This is a genomic window from Paenibacillus solani (assembly GCF_050475945.1).
Lineage (GTDB): Bacteria > Bacillota > Bacilli > Paenibacillales > Paenibacillaceae > Paenibacillus_AQ > Paenibacillus_AQ solani_A.
On record NZ_JBCMXJ010000015.1, the window covers coordinates 101953 to 119021 of the forward strand.

20 protein-coding genes and 1 pseudogene are annotated in these 17069 nt (G+C 47.0%); 19 read left to right on the forward strand and 2 right to left on the reverse strand.

Annotated elements, in window-relative coordinates:
- Positions 1-181: 181 nt before the first annotated feature.
- The gene (locus tag ABEQ74_RS15330; protein ID WP_430123021.1) at positions 182-913 is read left to right on the forward strand and encodes a hypothetical protein; all 732 of its coding nucleotides are present in this window, start codon (positions 182-184) and stop codon (positions 911-913) included.
- 72 nt (positions 914-985) lie between these two features.
- On the opposite strand, the gene ABEQ74_RS15335 is transcribed toward ABEQ74_RS15330, so the two are convergent.
- A complete protein-coding gene (locus ABEQ74_RS15335; RefSeq protein ID WP_430123022.1) occupies positions 986-1411 on the reverse strand; it encodes an ImmA/IrrE family metallo-endopeptidase in 426 nt (141 codons plus the stop codon).
- 88 nt (positions 1412-1499) lie between these two features.
- A complete protein-coding gene (locus ABEQ74_RS15340; protein ID WP_430123023.1) occupies positions 1500-1919 on the reverse strand; it encodes a helix-turn-helix domain-containing protein in 420 nt (139 codons plus the stop codon).
- Positions 1920-2223: 304 nt separating this feature from the next.
- On the opposite strand from ABEQ74_RS15340, the gene ABEQ74_RS15345 reads away from it, so the two are divergent.
- The 18 genes and pseudogenes from ABEQ74_RS15345 (at position 2224) to ABEQ74_RS15430 (ending at position 16869) form a co-directional block, all read left to right on the forward strand.
- On the forward strand, positions 2224-2694 hold the full coding sequence (locus tag ABEQ74_RS15345) for an ArpU family phage packaging/lysis transcriptional regulator (RefSeq protein WP_054404154.1): 471 nt from the start codon (positions 2224-2226) through the stop codon (positions 2692-2694).
- A 529-nt stretch (positions 2695-3223) separates the two neighbouring features.
- Positions 3224-3661: a phage tail terminator family protein gene (locus ABEQ74_RS15350; RefSeq protein ID WP_430123024.1), complete on the forward strand. Its 438-nt coding sequence runs from the start codon at positions 3224-3226 to the stop codon at positions 3659-3661.
- A complete protein-coding gene (locus ABEQ74_RS15355; protein WP_430123025.1) occupies positions 3658-3831 on the forward strand; it encodes a hypothetical protein in 174 nt (57 codons plus the stop codon). Before ABEQ74_RS15350 ends, ABEQ74_RS15355 begins: the two co-directional genes overlap by 4 nt.
- 1 nt (position 3832) lies before the next feature.
- Positions 3833-5152 carry a phage tail sheath family protein gene (locus ABEQ74_RS15360; protein WP_430123026.1) on the forward strand — a complete coding sequence of 440 codons (1320 nt, stop codon included), beginning with the start codon at positions 3833-3835 and terminating at the stop codon, positions 5150-5152.
- Between the two features lies 1 nt (position 5153).
- Entirely contained in the window at positions 5154-5612 is a 459-nt protein-coding gene (locus ABEQ74_RS15365; RefSeq protein ID WP_430123027.1) for a phage tail tube protein, read from the forward strand.
- Between the two features lie 28 nt (positions 5613-5640).
- Positions 5641-6063: a phage tail assembly chaperone gene (locus ABEQ74_RS15370; protein WP_430123028.1), complete on the forward strand. Its 423-nt coding sequence runs from the start codon at positions 5641-5643 to the stop codon at positions 6061-6063.
- Positions 6064-6257: 194 nt separating this feature from the next.
- Positions 6258-8183, forward strand: a complete 1926-nt coding sequence (locus ABEQ74_RS15375) for a hypothetical protein (RefSeq protein ID WP_430123029.1) — start codon at positions 6258-6260, stop codon at positions 8181-8183.
- Between the two features lies 1 nt (position 8184).
- Complete coding sequence (locus tag ABEQ74_RS15380; RefSeq protein ID WP_430123030.1) at positions 8185-8904, forward strand: LysM peptidoglycan-binding domain-containing protein; 720 nt, start codon at positions 8185-8187, stop codon at positions 8902-8904.
- Positions 8905-8916: 12 nt separating this feature from the next.
- Complete coding sequence (locus ABEQ74_RS15385; protein ID WP_430123031.1) at positions 8917-9882, forward strand: XkdQ/YqbQ family protein; 966 nt, start codon at positions 8917-8919, stop codon at positions 9880-9882.
- Positions 9883-9888: 6 nt separating this feature from the next.
- The gene (locus ABEQ74_RS15390; protein ID WP_053491635.1) at positions 9889-10185 is read left to right on the forward strand and encodes a DUF2577 domain-containing protein; all 297 of its coding nucleotides are present in this window, start codon (positions 9889-9891) and stop codon (positions 10183-10185) included.
- The gene (locus ABEQ74_RS15395; RefSeq protein ID WP_430123032.1) at positions 10182-10595 is read left to right on the forward strand and encodes a DUF2634 domain-containing protein; all 414 of its coding nucleotides are present in this window, start codon (positions 10182-10184) and stop codon (positions 10593-10595) included. The genes ABEQ74_RS15390 and ABEQ74_RS15395 overlap by 4 nt, the downstream gene beginning before the upstream one ends.
- On the forward strand, positions 10588-11646 hold the full coding sequence (locus tag ABEQ74_RS15400) for a baseplate J/gp47 family protein (protein ID WP_430123033.1): 1059 nt from the start codon (positions 10588-10590) through the stop codon (positions 11644-11646). The genes ABEQ74_RS15395 and ABEQ74_RS15400 overlap by 8 nt, the downstream gene beginning before the upstream one ends.
- Positions 11643-12188, forward strand: coding sequence for a YmfQ family protein (locus ABEQ74_RS15405; RefSeq protein WP_430123034.1), 546 nt, complete (start codon positions 11643-11645; stop codon positions 12186-12188). The genes ABEQ74_RS15400 and ABEQ74_RS15405 overlap by 4 nt, the downstream gene beginning before the upstream one ends.
- Before the next feature lies 1 nt (position 12189).
- A complete protein-coding gene (locus ABEQ74_RS15410; RefSeq protein WP_430123035.1) occupies positions 12190-13683 on the forward strand; it encodes a hypothetical protein in 1494 nt (497 codons plus the stop codon).
- Between the two features lie 36 nt (positions 13684-13719).
- A pseudogene (locus ABEQ74_RS15415) lies at positions 13720-13842 on the forward strand (IS200/IS605 family transposase); the annotation flags it as partial.
- Between the two features lie 1026 nt (positions 13843-14868).
- A complete protein-coding gene (locus tag ABEQ74_RS15420; protein ID WP_430123036.1) occupies positions 14869-15318 on the forward strand; it encodes a phage holin family protein in 450 nt (149 codons plus the stop codon).
- The gene (locus ABEQ74_RS15425) at positions 15305-16090 is read left to right on the forward strand and encodes a glucosaminidase domain-containing protein (protein ID WP_430123037.1); all 786 of its coding nucleotides are present in this window, start codon (positions 15305-15307) and stop codon (positions 16088-16090) included. The genes ABEQ74_RS15420 and ABEQ74_RS15425 overlap by 14 nt, the downstream gene beginning before the upstream one ends.
- 329 nt (positions 16091-16419) lie before the next feature.
- The gene (locus tag ABEQ74_RS15430; RefSeq protein WP_430123038.1) at positions 16420-16869 is read left to right on the forward strand and encodes a hypothetical protein; all 450 of its coding nucleotides are present in this window, start codon (positions 16420-16422) and stop codon (positions 16867-16869) included.
- Positions 16870-17069: the final 200 nt, after the last annotated feature.

Sequence of the window (17069 nt, forward strand, 5' to 3'; positions counted from 1 at the left end):
TAGCCGATAGATTGTACTTCCCAAATTATAGCATACAAGCCATGCATTCAGGGGCTTATTATGGGCTGATTGAGAGAGGTTTTGGAGCTTTATTCAGCTTTGTTATCTTCAACTTAAATGGATAAAAAGTTTGACGATAAGACATTACTTAGGCATGAGCCGGATGGAAGGAATCATTCGAATGGAATATATCTATGAATCAGCCCAGCGCAGCTATGAGGATTTTGCCAGTGGCCGGGTACTGTACAATGCAAAGGGGACAACCTCGTTTCCTGTCAGACTTGCCAGTGAGATTGTGCAGCGATGCTTTCATATATTAGAGGAAAAAGGGACACAAGGGCCCTATACCTTATATGATCCCTGCTGTGGCGGGGGTTATCTACTGACGGTGACTGGCTTGCTGCATGGTCAGCGTATTCGCCGCGTAGTTGGCTCCGATATTGATGCAGAAGTGCTGAACATTGCCGGGAAAAACTTGTCGCTGCTTCGTGAAGAAGGATTAGAACAGCGTGCTGAACAGCTGAAGGAACTGTTGGAGTTGTATCATAAGCCCTCTCATCAGGAGGCACTGCAGAGCGTTGCACGGTTCAGAGAGCTGAACCGTCAATCATCTGTGGAAGAGACGGTATGTTTTCAGGGCGATATTACCGATCCCGATGTAAGCCTGGATTCCTGTAAAGGAACCCATATCGTCATCACCGATCTTCCTTATGGCGACTTGGTAAGCTGGGGCGGTGAGAGCAAGGAGCCGGTGCAGGCTTTGCTGGATGCGATACATCCGATTCTGGATCCCACCCGTTCGGTTGTTGCTCTTATCTCCGACAAAGGTCAGAAATTGAAACATGACCAGTTTAAAAGAGTACAGCATTTCAAAGTGGGCAAACGGCAGGTTGCACTCTTTGAACCGCTATAAGCAGGAGAACCCACCCCTGGTGAATGCCGGCAGGTGGGTACTTTTTACGGTTAAACAAGAACATATGTTCGTTTAAAATTCAAAAAAATATAGCATTTCTTGCGGAATGCCAGCTCTAAGGTAAAACTCATGCAAGGACTCTCCCTGCCCTGGAGTAAGGCCTGCCGTCAATAGAGCAATGGCAAAGCGGTTCGCTTGCCGTTCCAGTTTACCTGGGCTGAAATAGGAATGCTCCTCCAGAAAAAAACGGCTGATTCCCTTATGGAGTCGATCATGCCCAAGCTCATGGGCACACACGAAGCGCTGCCATGGCGGTGGCAGCTGATTATGGATGACGATAAATCTCCGCCGTAGTTTGCGGAAATATAGCCCTTTGGTGGTTTGACCTAAATCTGCAAATCGAATATGTATGCCTAGGGATGCTGCAATTTCAAAAGGGCAGCTGGTATGATGTTTTTTGATCAGCTGACGAATTAAAGATTGTAGAGAATCATCCATGCCAGTTCACCTGCAATATGAATTTTGGTTGAATCGTTATAATCGGTATGTATCTCCTTATCGTGTAAGTATTGTTTGTATCTTGCTTTTACTTCTTGCGCTTGTTCATCTGCTTAGCTTCCCAGAAGAGCCCTGTAAGCACATCCTTAATGCGCTGTTTGTCTTCTTCATTTAGAGGAATCCCGTCAAACATGAGCTCACCATCATCCTCGAGCATTTTTTTGAAGTCCCGCTTATCTCTGGAGGTTGCCCAAGCGGGCACCGAGATGTCCTCATGCTTCGCAGCATCCTGCTGCAAGTAACCTGCTTTATTCATCAACTCTTCATATGGAACGTCAAGTGCCTCTGCGATTTTGCGAAGCGTTTGCGGCTTGGGAATGCCTCTCAGACCATTCTCGATCCGAGAAATCTGTGAACCGCTAATATCGGCAGCTTGTGCCAACTGATTGATACTCCAGCCTTTATTCTCCCTAATCTCTTTTAAGTATGATCCAAATATGTGATCCACGCTACGGCCACTCCTCACCATATTCCATCTACTTCATATAAAACACTTATATATAGTATAAACACATCCGCATTCTTTGCCAACAGGTAAAACAAAATAGAGTATTGTTGCCAAAAGGTATGAAAACGAGAGAAATAATCCCTATTCTAGTGAATAGTAGATCATTTTGCGGGTTTACGCTGGTCTCCAAATAGTGGTATATTAATTAAAAATACGAACAAAACACGAACGCGAGATGAAAGAGCCCTCTGCCAAATGGCAAATTGTACCCGAACATGACATTTAACTAAGGGAGTGTATCAGAATGAATCCATTGTTACCAGAGCTGGATCGCAGAAAGACCCAAGGTGCTGTTGAAGCGATATTCGAGAAATATCGTATTTATAAAACTATCACATTCGAAATTAAGGAGGTGAGCGTGACCGCTTCCTACACGGAACGTTTCCACGGACCGACCAACGTAACCTCAGATCAAACGGCAAAGGTTGCCATATATAATGTAGATATGCCCGCAGCGCGAAAGCAGTATTGCGAGACGATCGAATCGATTGTGGAGCGGCTTGGCGAGCGGGAGCAGACTCTAATCCGGGAACGATATATGAAGCAGGACGACGTATTTGATTACAAGGTGTACAACCATATACTGGAGCCGCCGGTCAGTAAGGACACGTATACGAAGATCCGCAGCCGGGCTTTCTATAAACTGGCCTTGGCCTTTGCCGATCGGGGGCTGCTGAAGCTGCAGGAATTGGAGAAGGCGGCAAAAAGAATATAATGCAGATAAGCTTGGATGTGTATTCTAATCAAGCTTGGGACCGGGAGTTCTCTCAGTAGAGAACTCCCGGTTTTTTTGTTTTCTGTTACGGACGAGGTACAGCCGGTGAGAGACTAGGGGAACAGCCAGCATTATTACAGTAAATACGAACATGGGTTCGTACTATTTTCCGCCGACATTCCACTTAAAGTTCCGCGATATCCATCCCATAAGACGTCAGCGTATCCGATTTAGGGGTGTAAGATTGTATTATCGGAAATGAAGGAAAACAAAAGCTACCGAACACCCATAGTGGATATGCGAGCCGGCCTTGAGAAGGACCGGTTTTTTGCTGCGGCTAAGGCTTCGATTTCTTCGTTTCCGAACCTTATATAACAGAAAGGAGGGGGCCGTGTTGGACAAGCATGTGACCGCCTTTCATCTCCCGTCTTATGGAAGATCGGAAGCCACTCGGCTGTCTGAAGAATGAGAAGCGCGGTTAAGCAGGCCATTGCTGACATCGTTCCAGAACTTGTAGAAAGGAGCTTCTATGCCCATCGAAAAAATACAAATTGCGCTGGTAAACAAACTAATTAGCTCTTTCACAGCTGTTTCCCTCATCTCCAAAGAGAATGCTGACGCACTACCACCGCCCCCATACTTCCAAACTGAACTTACCCTAGCCGAACTCGAGCCGATATCGACCAATCGATATGCGGCTCGTTTTCGTTTCCGCATCTCTTACGTGCCAGTAGAAGGGAAGCCAGTAGCAACGATCATGGACGAGATGCTTGAATCGTTGACTTCACTAGATGTTGGCGGTCGACCATGTCGCGCATCATCCGTGGCGTGGGAGCGGCCAACGGGGAGTGAAGGGGAAGCAGGAGAGGGATATTTTCGCGCAGAGTATGTTATTCAGATGACAACGGATCAGGAAGAAACAGATATCAAGATGCAAACATTGAAACAGGGAGGCGAATTGAAATGAGTAAAAAAGAAACAGCACCGGCGTTCAACAAGCAACAGCTGGCACAATCCAATCAATTCAGTAATCGTGAGAAGGATGTGCTGAGCGCCATTCTCGAAGAGGGCAAAACGTACACCGTTCAACAAGCGAAAGAGCAACTCACCATATTTTTGAAAAAGGAGGTCATCTAAAATGGCCGGAGGAACATGGACAACACCTAATAAAGTAAGACCAGGCGTATACACCCAAATCTCATCGCTGGAGCAGCTGATCGGGCGCGTGGGTGAAAGGGGGACTGCGGCGCTGGGCTTATCCCTTCCATGGGGCGAACCGAATAAAATTCTGACGATCAAACCAGGCACCAATCTGGTTGAGGTGCTGGGTTATGATGTCACATCGCCACAACTGCTCGCAGTAAAAGAAGTACTCAAGCGTGCAGGCACACTACTGCTGTATCGCTTAAATAGCGGCACGCAAGCTGTAGGTTCTGTTGCCGGACTGAAAGTAACGGCTCGTTACGGCGGCGAACGTGGTAACGATCTCCAGATCGTTGTTGAGAACGCGGTGGATGATCCCGGTAAATTCGTGGTCAGCACCCTGCTGGGCGGCAAAGCTGTGGACAAACAGCTTGTAGCAAGTGCAGCAGAACTGGAACCGAATCTGTACGTGACCTTTGCACCGGATACCGGTGATTTAGCAGCAACAGCAGGATTCGCTCTGACAGGCGGTGCCAATGGCACGGTAACGAACCAAGAACATGTGGATTTCCTTGCTGCGCTTGAAGTTCAGGACTTCCAGACCGTAGGTCTGTTGTCGGCTGACCCAACGCTTAAGTCCCTATATACAGCATTCGTCAAGCGCCTTCGTGAGCAAGAAGGTAAGAAAGTCCAAACTGTGCTGTCTGATTATTCCGCTGCGGATTATGAAGGAGTTATTAGTGTGAAAAATGGCGTCGTTCTCACCAACGGCACCGTTGTGGACAAGGTGAAGGCAGTTGCTTGGGTAACTGGCGCTACGGCTGCGGCCGCTGTTAACGAATCTCTTACGTATGCGGCTTACGATGAAGCGGTGGATACCGATGTTCGCTTGAGCCACACCGAGATTGAAGAGGCGCTCACGAAAGGCGAGTTTCTGTTCAACTACAGCGGAGGCAAGGCGGTGGTGGAGCAGGATATTAACAGCTTCACCTCGATTGAGCCGGCTAAAGCGCGACATTTTTCCAAAAACCGTGTGGTTCGCGTCCTGGATGGCATTGCCAATGATTTGAAGCTGATTTTTGAGAAGTCCTACATCGGTAAGGTAGATAACAATGTGGATGGCCGGACGTTATTCTGGGCAGAGTGTGCGGCGTATTTTGCATCTCTGCAGAACATTGGGGCGATTCAAAACTTCGATGCGAACGGAGATATTGTGGTGACGCCGGGTACAGAAGGCGATGTGCTGTTTGTGGACATCAAGGTACAGCCAGTGGATGCAATTGAAAAAGTATATATGAAAGTGAAGGTGGTCTAAGATGGCATTTTTGCGGGCAAATGACACGATTTCCGGACAAGAGGGTAAGGCATTCGTCAAGATTGGTGACCGTATGGAGGAAATGTTCTACATTAAAACACTGGAAGCCACGGTGGAAAAAGAAAAAGCAGAGCTGAAAACGATGGGCCAACGTGCTGTACAGCATAAGGCGATTGGCTGGAAGGGCAGCGGTACGATGACCATTTACTATGTAACTACTCTCTTCCGCGAGTTGATGATGGAATATATTCAGACCGGTAAAGACGTCTACTTCATGATCGAGGTGCGCAATGAGGATCCGGGTTCGGCCACGGGACGTCAGACGGTAATTTTGGAAGGGGTCAATTTGGATAGTGTGATCATGGCTTCACTCGACACCGAAGCAGAGGCGCTGGAGGAAGAAGTCGCCTTCACGTTTGAGAATGTGCGGATTGAGACACCGTTTACCCCATTGGCCTAGTACTTAACATATATGAGGAGGAAGGAATATGAGCGATTTTAGTATGTTTTTTGCTGGACAGTCATCTGCGGAGATCACGGAGGAATTCGTGGTTTCTGTTCGTTTTAAGGATGCTGATGGAAGGCCTGTGCCTTGGAAGCTGCGCAGCATCACGGAGGAGGAGAACCAGGAATGCCGCAAAGCGGCTACCCGTAAGGTCAAGGGTAAAAACGGCGTATTCACGCCAGAAATTGACCCGAATGACTATATGGCGAAGCTGATGGTATCGAGTGTTATCTTCCCAGATTTGAAAAATAGCGAGCTGCAAAAATCCTACAGCGTACTGGGTGCAGAATCTCTGCTCCGCAAAATGCTGCTGCCCGGTGAGTTCGCCGCACTTGGTGAGCAGGTGCAAGCCCTTAACGGTTTTGACCGGGATATGAACGAGCTGGTGGATGAAGTAAAAAACTAATCAAAGAGGGCGATGGTGACGCGAACTATGCGTACTATGCCCTCCACGAATTGCACATCCTTCCTCACCAACTTATGGCGATGGCGGCCCGGGAACGGGCCGCCATCTATGCCATGATCTCGATGCGGGTGGAGAAGGAGAAGCGTGAGCGAGTCAGGAAGCGGAGATAGGTTGTAGAAGAAGGGGGTGAAGGAATGGCGAATACTCCAGTCCCACCAGGAATAATGAAGGCAATAAATAACTGGGATAAACTTGTTTTTGAGCAGACGTTTATATTTGGTTTGAGCTTTGCGCATGCGACAAAAAAAATAAAAGAAACCGAGGCAAAAATTAAAGAAGCTGATGCTAAATTAAAAGATGCTGCGGCAACTCAACAAAATCTGAATGCTGAAGTAAAAAAGGGAGAAAAGGAAACAAGCAAATTAAGCAAGGCGCTTAGTGCAATGAAGACTGCGTATAAGGGAATGAAGTTCATTGCAGATGTTTCCATTATACCGGCGGCAAAACAAAAGAACTTGGAAACTGTAATCCAGAGCAAAATAGGAGATCCACAGGTTGGTTCTGCTATGTTTGAAAAATTCAAACAAGATGCATTGAAGTCAGGAGCAGATGTCAACAAAGCCTTAGAAAATTCAATATCTTTTCTGAACATGACCAAAAATTCCGATGAAATTGCCACTCTAAATGGTTTTTCAGAACGTTTAAGTAAGCTTTCGACTACTGGGAAAAGCTCGGGTGATGCCACTGCTGCGATTATGAGCGCTATGCAAGGTGATACTAGTTCGCTGGCAAAAGAGTTTCAGATACCGGAAACCAATATTCAACAATTTTCTAAAGAAGTTGCCGCATCTAAAGGGAATTTTTCAGCATTTTTGGTATCAATGGACGAACTGCTGCAGAAATCGGGAATGACGGAAGAGGCTCTTCAAATGATGATGGACTCCCCTGGGAGCAAGTGGCAAAAGATATTGGGTTACGTCAATAATTCATTTGCTCAAATTGGAAGCGGAGCGTTAGAAGCTTTAGTGCCAATACTGGATCTAATCTCCTCTGGGTTTGAATCAGGGGCATTTGAGCCATTTATTAGCTTATTGACCTCAGGGTTATCGTTGGTGGGGCAAGGCTTCTTATGGGTTGCAGAGATGATCCCTCCAGCCTGGGAATTCATTAAAGCTACGATTGCTGGTGTCGGTAACACCATATGGAATCTGGTCACAATATTTATGGGGTTGCTTCCTGTTATTGCTTTAGTAGGTGCTTTTTTTGCCATGTTAAATGCAGGGATGATCATGGGAAGAATATCGGCTTACGCTTTTGCAGCAGCTCAGTCCGTGATGGCCACGATTACGAACATAGCTGCAGGAGCGATGAGAATATTTAATATGGTTATCAAAGCTAACCCTCTTATGTTATTAATTTCATTAATTATTGCTGTTATGGCTGCATTCGGGGCTTGGAAAGTAGTGACTATGGGCCTTAAGCAGATATTTAGCAACGTATTTGGTTTCATCGTCGATCTGGCGCAAAACACGGTTAACACGGTCATTTCAGTTATTAATGGGATCATTAAGGGTGTTAACGCGGTAGCGGGCTTTTTCGGCAAGATTCTTGGCGTGGATACCAAGCAAATTGCGGAGATTGAATATAAGGCGGATTTTACGAATATCAAGGATACAGGGCAAGATTATATTGAAAATTTCTCCGTAGATAAGTTCAAAAATCAATTCATGCCAGATAAGAATTTGGGTAAGAACAACGAGGATCTTTTAGAACAGTACAATATGGGCAAAACCGGATACGATGTTACCTATCCAACAACACCCTCAACCCCACCAGTGTCCACAATGCCAACAGCTCCAATTCCGGTAGCCCCTGCGGGCGGCAGCATCGATTCCATTGGTAAAGTGGACAACTCGGTGGACGTGGCGAGCGAGGATTTGAAGGTTATGCGCGACTTGGCGGAAGTGAATGCGATTAGCAATATGATCACCTTAACGCCGACCGTGCAGATGACGACAGGAGATATAAATTCCGGGGCTGATCTGGATACGATCATGTCGAGAATTAACCGAACGCTGGAGGAACAGTTTGTGTCCAGTGCCGAGGGGGTGTATCTGTAGCATGAGTGATTATGGATTTTTTCTGAGCTTCAATAACCAGGAGGAGGTCTTTCGATTTCCGGTGAACCCTGAGCGTATTGACGTCAAGGATAGCGGGGATGGCAAATCCTATACGGTAGCGGGGCTTGGCGAAGTGAATGCGATTCTGCATCCAAAGCTGACGGAGATCTCGTTTGAGAGCTTTTTCCCAGGCAGGGTATATCCATTTGTGCATCTAGGCTCGGATGGGGAGTTGAAGCTGCCGATTGATTATGTAAATACCATTAAAGGCTGGATGGAGACCCGGAGACCTGTGCGTTTTGTGATGACGGGGCTAGTTCCCGATCCGATGAGCGGTACAGATGGTCAAAATGGAGCAGAATCTGTGAAGTCTTTTGGGATCAATATGGCGGCCTCCATTGAAAGCTTCAATTGGAACACGATGCCGGGATCGCCAGAGGATATCGAGTTCTCGATCACACTTAAACGCTATGTGTTCTACGGAGCACGAAAGGTAGTGCCAGTTAAGGACGAAAAGGCCGCTGCGGTAAAATCCAAAGACAGGCCGGATGACCGAAAAAAGCCAACCTCCTATACGATTGCCAAAGGTGATACCCTGTGGAGCATTGCTCAAAAGCTGCTCGGAAACGGTTCGCGTCATACAGAGATCCAAAAACTGAATGGAATCAAGGACCATGAGGTCCGAAAGCTGGCCGTCGGCCGGGTTCTCAAGATTCCTTAAAGAGGTGGAACCATGATCGAACTGATGATTGATCGCAAGAACGGAAGTGTATGGGATCTGGGACAGATTGTCACCGACATCACGTGGAAAACAAGCCGTCAGGCGAAGCCGGCAAGTCTTGATATCAACTACGTTAATGATGGTCTCGCGCAGAGCAAGGAATTCGAAGTGGAAAATGGTGACATTGTGCGCTTTCGCAAGGATGATAAGGACCTGTTTTATGGCTATGTTTTCTCCAAAGAGTGGGGTATGGACGCCCAAGTCAAGGTAATGGCTTATGATCAGCTGCGCTACCTGTCCAGCAACGATACTTACCGGTTCACGAATGCCAAGGTGGAGGATATCATCCAGAAGATTGCCAAGGACTTCAATCTGAAAACCGGGACGCTGGCCAATACCGGCCATACCATCCCTGCCATGCTGGAAGCAGACAAGAAGCTGATCGATATTATTTGCAAGGCCTTGGATTCTACGCTGATCGCGGCCAAGCAGTACTATATGTTTTATGACCATTTCGGTGAGTTGAGATTAACCAACATCAATGACATGCTGCTTAAGCTCGCGGTAGGAGAAGACAGCCTCATGACGGATTTTTCTTATAAAAAAAGCATCGACAACGAGACGTACAACCGCGTCAAAGTCGTGCGGGACAACAAGGAAACGGGGAAGAGAGACGTCTACTTATACCAGCATGGGGAGAACATCGCCCAGTGGGGGCTGCTCCAGCTGTATGAGGTCGCTGACGAGAACATGAATCCAGCTCAATTGAAGCAATTAGCGCAGAACTTGCTGGAGCTGAATAACAGGGAGCAGAAGACGTTGTCAATTGATGCAATCGGGGATTTGCGGGTTCGTGCCGGAAATACAATCTATGTAAATCTTCCCGAAGAAGGCTTGAAGCCGTATCTCATCGATGAGTGCACGCATAAATTTTCGGACGGTACGCATACGATGTCGCTGAATATGAAGGTGGTGTAAGCAGTGATGTTAGATATTATCAAAAAAGCCAGTCTCAGCGCCGTAGGAAGCACAAACCCGATGGCGGTGCTGTATGGCACAGTCACATCTGTAAGTCCTCTTGAGGTGAACGTGGATCAACGTTTTAGCCTTACGGAGGATTTTTTAGTTATGGGGGAAATGTTGACGGAATACAAGCTGTACATTGAGGGTGTAGAGTATGTAATCCGAAAGGGACTTAAGGCAGGAGACACGGTGCTGCTCCTTCGTTACCAGGGCGGTCAGACGTATCTCATACTGGATCGGTTGGTGAAGCCATCATGATCCCGCAAGGTGGAACGCTTCAACCGGACAGTCAGATTATGGAGACTCTAGAGCAGCCAAGTTTGACGTATGAACTAAATCTGAAAGAAAAAACGATAGCTGGCTACATTGATGGTCTGGAGGCTGTTAAACAGGCTGTTGTAAAAATACTTCAGACTCGTCGTTTTGAACATTTGATCTACAGCAGCAACTATGGCCAAGAGCTGGAGTCTGTCATCGGGCGTGATCCGCTATGGGCCTATGCTGAAATTGAGCGGCACATCAAGGAAGCACTGCTGCAGGATGACCGCATTTTATCGGTAGATGACATGAAGATTACTTTTAAAGGCGAACAGGCTTTAGCGGAGTATATCGTTCGAAGCATATATGGGGCTTTCCATATGACAGAGGAGGTGAGGAAGGATGGTTGAGGAACAAACGTATGAGTTGATTCTGGATCGAATGCTGGGCAGAGTACCGGATGGCATGGATAAAAGGGAAGGCAGTATTATCTATGATGCGCTGGCACCCTCTGCAGCTGAACTTGCCCAAATGTACGTGGAAATGGAGTATTCCATGAACCTGAAATTTGCCGCTACAGCGACGGGTGAATTTTTGGATCGAAGTATTGCCTGGTCGGGATTGATCCGAAAGAAGGCAACAAAAGCGCAGCTTCTGGGACATTTCTCAGGCAGTAACGGCTCTCCTGTGGATGTTCCTTTGGGAAGCCGTTTTTCATTGGATTCGTTAAATTACAAAGTGATTACCCGGCTGGATACAGGGCAATATGTTCTGGAATGTGAGACAAGCGGGAAGGAAGGCAATCGCCGATTTGGTTCACTGCTTCCGCTAGAATACGTTGAAGGGTTAGTTAAGGCAGAACTAATGGAGCTCTGGGTACCCGGAGAAGATACCGAATCGGATGAAGTGTTATATGAGCGCTATCGGGAGAAAATCTCCCGCCCTGTGACCAGTGCGAACCGAAATCAATATGAGCTATGGGCCAGGGAGAAAACGGGGGTTGGCAAGGCCAAGGCTTTTCCGTTATGGGATGGTCCGGGAACAGTGAAGGTCGTACTGCTAGACAATGAGATGCGATCGCCTACGCCTTCTGTAGTGGAATCGGTACAGCAGTATATCGATCCAACCATGGATGGCATGGGGGAAGGAACTGCTCCAGTAGGCTCGGTTGTAACCGTGGTGGGGGCGGTTGAAGTCCCTGTAAATATTGAGGTACAGGTTACACTGCTGGAAGGAGCCGGGATAGATGGTGTGCAGGATTCCATTGAGCAAGGTGTTCGCCAGTATCTCAAAGACCTTGCTATGTCCGACCCATTGGTTCGGTATAACCGGATTGCCAACGTGATCTTGGATATTCCAGCAGTTATCGACTACGAGGTACTGACCGTGAACGGCGGTACGGACAGCATTCCGATCGCACCTGAAGCGGTGGCTGTCCTAGGGACGGTGACGGTCCGATGAGTAAAGCCGAAACTTGGCTGGGGTACCTGCCGTCCTTTTATCATGATATTAGAGAAATGAAAGCTATTGCAGATGCCGAAGGGCCTGAACTAGATAAGCTCACGCAGAAAATGGATGATCAATTGGATCAGTATTATCCAGAAACCGCTACATGGACGCTGTCTCGGTATGAGCAGGATCTGAATATCCCGGTGAATCTATCCAAGCCGATCGAGCAGCGGCGTTCAGTTATCATCTCGAAAATGCGAGGCAGCGGAAGGGTTTCTGCCAGCATGCTCAAAAACGTAGCGCAAGCCTACGATAGAGGCAACATTGAGGTGTCCGTTCAGCCGGCAGAGTATAGAGTGACGATACATTTTCGCGATACGCTGGGTATTCCCCCCAATTTGGGGGATCTGAAATCTGCCATTGAGGAGATCAAGCCAGCACATATAGCGATAACGTATGCGTTCAACTACTTGCTGATACGTGATATTCATGACGTGATGACCCTGTTTGACATGGGCCAAACGCCATTAAACAAATTTGCAGGAGGTGTTTGAGTTGTCCAGTAATACACCGAATTTAGGACTATTGAAGAAAGACCCAATGGTGGATGGCAACGAGACCTTTAACATTGAGACGATGCTGAATGAAAACTGGGATAAGGTTGATGAGGCTGTGGGGAGAACTGGAGGATACGGAGTTACGACTCAGCCTAAAGCGAACGAATATGAGGTTAATCTAAAGCCTGCCCCGGCGAGCCTTACAGCTGGAATCCGAGTTACCGTAAAGGTCAATGCTGCAAGCACCGGAGCCCCAATGCTCAACGTTAATGGTTTGGGATCCAAACCAGTGCTCAAGACGAACGGGAGTTCTGCTAGTTTTAAGCAGGATGGCCTCTACACATTGGTATATGATGGTCAGGCTTTTATTTTACAGGGTGAAGGGGGGGAATATGGAACGGCCACCGCGGCCCAGGTTCTGTCAGGGTACACCTTAGGAACCGAGAACGGTTTAGTAAGTGGGAACATACCTGACTATTCCCGCAGTAAGCTAGGGCAAGGCTATGCGCAAGCGGTAAGCGCAAAAGGGGACCACGGGGGTGCCCTAGTAGTAGAACCCGCAAAAGGGTACTACGAACCTGGGGTGAACAGCGGGGGGTTCGGATCAATAATCACAACGGACCCTAACTATAAGCCGGATAACATCCGAGCGGGTACCAGTATCTTCGGGGTTCCAGGGAAAAGTACAGTCGTGGATACTGCAGACGCAACCATCGAAGAACTTCACGTTCTATCAGGAAAATCAGGGTACGCCAAAGGGAAGAAGATCAATGGCTTAATGGCCAACAGGACGACAGACCAGTCAGCTGTGTCTTATGAAGTATCTTCGGGGCAATATGCACTTCGCCCCCCAGCCGGCTACTACAACGGTCAAGTTTGGGTCTATAGAAACGAGCCAGGAATAAAAACCGAGAACATTCGAAAAGGCGTAAATATAGGTGGGGTAGGAGGTTCGCTAAGTTCTATAAAACGAGTCATTAGAGGGGTTTCCGTAATACCAGGAAACGAAGTCACTGCGCACGCGGACCTGTCATCTTATGGGATTGATTGGTACGGGGCCATCCTTAGATTCAGTTCAGTCTCTATAACCCAATACACACAGCATCAGGCTATCATGGGCCGTATACAGCCGCAGTATAATAACGCAGTATTTATGCGGTCCGTATCGGCGTACGAGACGGTCACGGTTTTCTGGGAAATCACGGAGTATGAGAGTGTGGTATTCAGGAATGATTACACATTTGATAAATCATCCGGTTCCACACCTTATAGTAAGGTACTCCCTGATCGTTGGGTGAACCCTAGAAAAACATTGGTAGTCGGTAGTTATTGGTATAGGCAATCCTCTGGCGGTCTGATACAGGGACCTGCGGCAGCTCCTACTTGTTACATTGAAGGGACGTCATCCACGCCTAACATCAACTTTATAGGGGAATCCCGTAACACCGTAGGCACGGAGTACTGGCATGCACAGGTTATAGAGTTCGCTTAGAATAACATAGCCCGGCTTCGTGCCAAGCGGGCCTATTTGAATGAAGTAACAGTAGCGAAGTGAATTCATGAACAAGAGGCACTTGACCAAGCTGTAGATAAGTTGAGTGTAAAAGAGTACGAAGATCCATTTAGCAGCAAAATGGACAAAAAGAAATAAACCAGATTGACTGGTAAGTGAAAGTGACAAATAACACTGAGGCTGAACAGGTTTGTGGTCAGGCTAGCTTCTCTAGGCACAATTTGGAGTGGACGTATAGCCATGATTTCCTCCTCGAAACTCGGAATATCAGATGTTTTAACCAACCACAAATAGTAGATCTGATACAAACAGATGATGAATCATCAAGTGAATTTGAGTTCAATATCTCCGGTTACATTGACGGTATCCCGGTAACTACTGGCTTGTTGCGACCGCGTTTTGTTCTCAATGCTTGGAGTGAGTAAAGCCCAGAATTCAAACAAAGAAGCATTCTCTAAATGGTAATGTTTTGCTGAAGATGGGCATGGTGTGGCGCCAATAATGGAATCTATCTTGATGCTAGACTTTTGAATCGAAGGGTTAACACCTGAAGAAATCGTGGAGCTGACAAGACCGCAACCTGTGGAACTCAATGAATTAGACCGGTTGGGCATCGAGATGGTAACAAGGAAACTCGATGCATTGGAGCTTTGCCATCAGAATGAGGCGCAAGAAGCCAAAATTGTTGGGCTTGAATTACGATTGCTGTCACTTGAGAATAACTGATCGAAAGGAGAAGATGACGATGTTCGAGAACGATTTTGAACGTCTGAAATACTACTATGAAAGAAGTGGGCGCAGAAGCTTCAATTGAGACAATACGTTGGTTTGACGTAATCACCTCAGAAGAATATGAAGTCATCACTGGCGAGTTTTACTAATTCTTCATTGGATCTGCTCACAAAATAAGAAGCTTCAAAGGAGAAGGCGGAATCATGCTGGAGAAGCGGAGCGGTCGCCTTTGTCCACGGATTTTAACCCTATCGATAAAGGATCAGGAAAATCTGTGGGCAACAGCGATCGGAAGCATGATCCGCAGGCGAAGTGACGTACACGCTAACAAGGATTTTCCCCTTTAGCAAACCATGAATATCAGCAACCCAGGCCCTCGGCTCCCCCGAGGGCTTTTTCACATCTTAAAAATCATATAAAGGAGGAACAATTATGTATGAGCACATCGGTCAGCTGTTTAAGATGCTGGTGGCGGGGACGGGGGCCGTGACTGGGTACGTCTGGGGTGGATGGACGCTGCCGCTGCATCTGTTGTTGTGGCTCGTGGTGGTGGACTGGTTGACCGGATGGGGTGCGGCCTGGATGAACGGCGAGCTGCGCAGCCGTATGGGGTATACGGGGATTGCACGAAAAATGACCATTTTTCTCATTATCGCGCTGATGCATCTGGTGGATCAGGTACTGGGCGAGATGAATTATTTCCAGAATACAGTAATATTCTTCTATCTCGCGAATGAGCTGCTGTCTATTATTGAGAATGTCGGGCGAATGGGGGTACCGATCCCGCAGTCCCTGCGTAATGTGGTACAAGTATTTCAAATCAAATCCGAAGAGACTAAGCAGACTACTCGAAAGGGGGAAAACAAGGATGAAACCCTTTGAATTTATAGCCAAGCTGGCGCCCATTGCGACCCAGGACATGCGTCAGTATGGAGTGCCCGCTTCGCTTACGCTCGCCCAGGCCATTCTGGAATCCAATTGGGGAACGAGCGGACTTACACAAAAAGCGAATAATTTGTTCGGCATCAAAGGCACCGGTCCAGCGGGAAGCGTCACGATGCAGACAACGGAGTACCGGGGGCAAATCCCCTATACGGTGAATGCTCAGTTTCGTAAATATTACGGCTGGCATGAATCGGTTACGGATCATACCAAGCTCATACTGAACGGAACGAGAGACAAGCCAATGCGGTACCATGGTGTGCTCTGGGCGGATTACAAAACGGCAGCGAATGAGATTTGGAGGGGAGGCTACGCAACAGATCCCAAATACCCGAGCAAACTCATCTCTCTAATCGAACAGCACTCGCTTTATCAATATGATCTGCCAAATCCAAAGGAGGAGGAACGCATGAAAATCGAACAATTAACCACGGAGCTGCAAAAAACGCAGGAGCAGATGCGTCAGTTGAGTGAGCAATATGCTTCTGCGTTAAAGCTGCTAAACGAGCAGGGTAGCACCATCAAGCAGATAAACGCTAGGCTTACGGCTGTCGAGGCAGCGAAACCTGCTAAAGTTCCAACTTGGGCTGAACCTGCAATACACGCTGCACAGGAGGCAAAAGTATTGAACGATCCTGCAGGCAGCTACGATTTTTATAGAATCATGACCGTCCTGCATCGATTGGGCTTTTTTAATAAAGTGGATAAGTGAACATTGGGCAGGCAGAGTTACGAAGTTATATAGGGACTATGTATGTAAAAATGAAACAATACTGCTGTAAAGAAACTAAGCAGCGGTTCAAACCGATTAGGTATACATGTACAAGTCCTAACGAATATGCAAGCTGGCATCGGTAATCCAACTGAGGTCAGCTTTATTTGTTTTGCTTTGTTACAAACTCTCATTACTATGTATCGGCAATAAGCGTTATGAGAATTGGAATCAAATGTCTATGTCATAAATGAAACGTACGCTGATGTAATAACCTTTTGGCAGGTAAATACGTTTAAGAATTAAACCCTCGAAAGGTGGCCAGTCTGATGAAAAAATGGATAGGCATGCTGCTATGCCTGGTGTTCCTTGCCGGTTGCGGCCCTAAGAGTGACCTAGCAAATTCTAAATATTTCAATATCCAGGAGATTCTTGATCAAGCTGGTGCTGTACCGAAATATATAAGCATTGAAGATTTCACCGGAGATGAACGGGAGATCCTCACGACATTGAACTCATTGATGAAATATAATCTGTCCGACGATATTCCGGGTATCGGTACCTTGTATTCAAAGGAGTCCTCCAGTGAACACGGAAATCCTCAAGAGGCCCATGTGTTAAGTCTGATCGTATCGATGGAATCGCCAAAATTTAACTTTACGTCAAACCAGAACGCAGAAGTATATGTTAAGCAATCCGACATTACCATAGCGGACCCCAACAAGAACCTGAACACCGCCGATAAAATATACTATATGGTTAAAGAGAATGCAAAATGAAGAATCTCATCCATTCAGAACTGATACTCTTTCGTACATAGATGAAAGATCCATTTCCAATGAATGTAGTTTCCTAAAAAATCTATTCCCTCATAAAAAAGCTACATTATCTATCATATATCGTTTTATAACGATGCCCTCATACATGCAGGTAATTGAATGCATTTCCCCAATAGATAGATCTTGCTCCCTTACTCCTG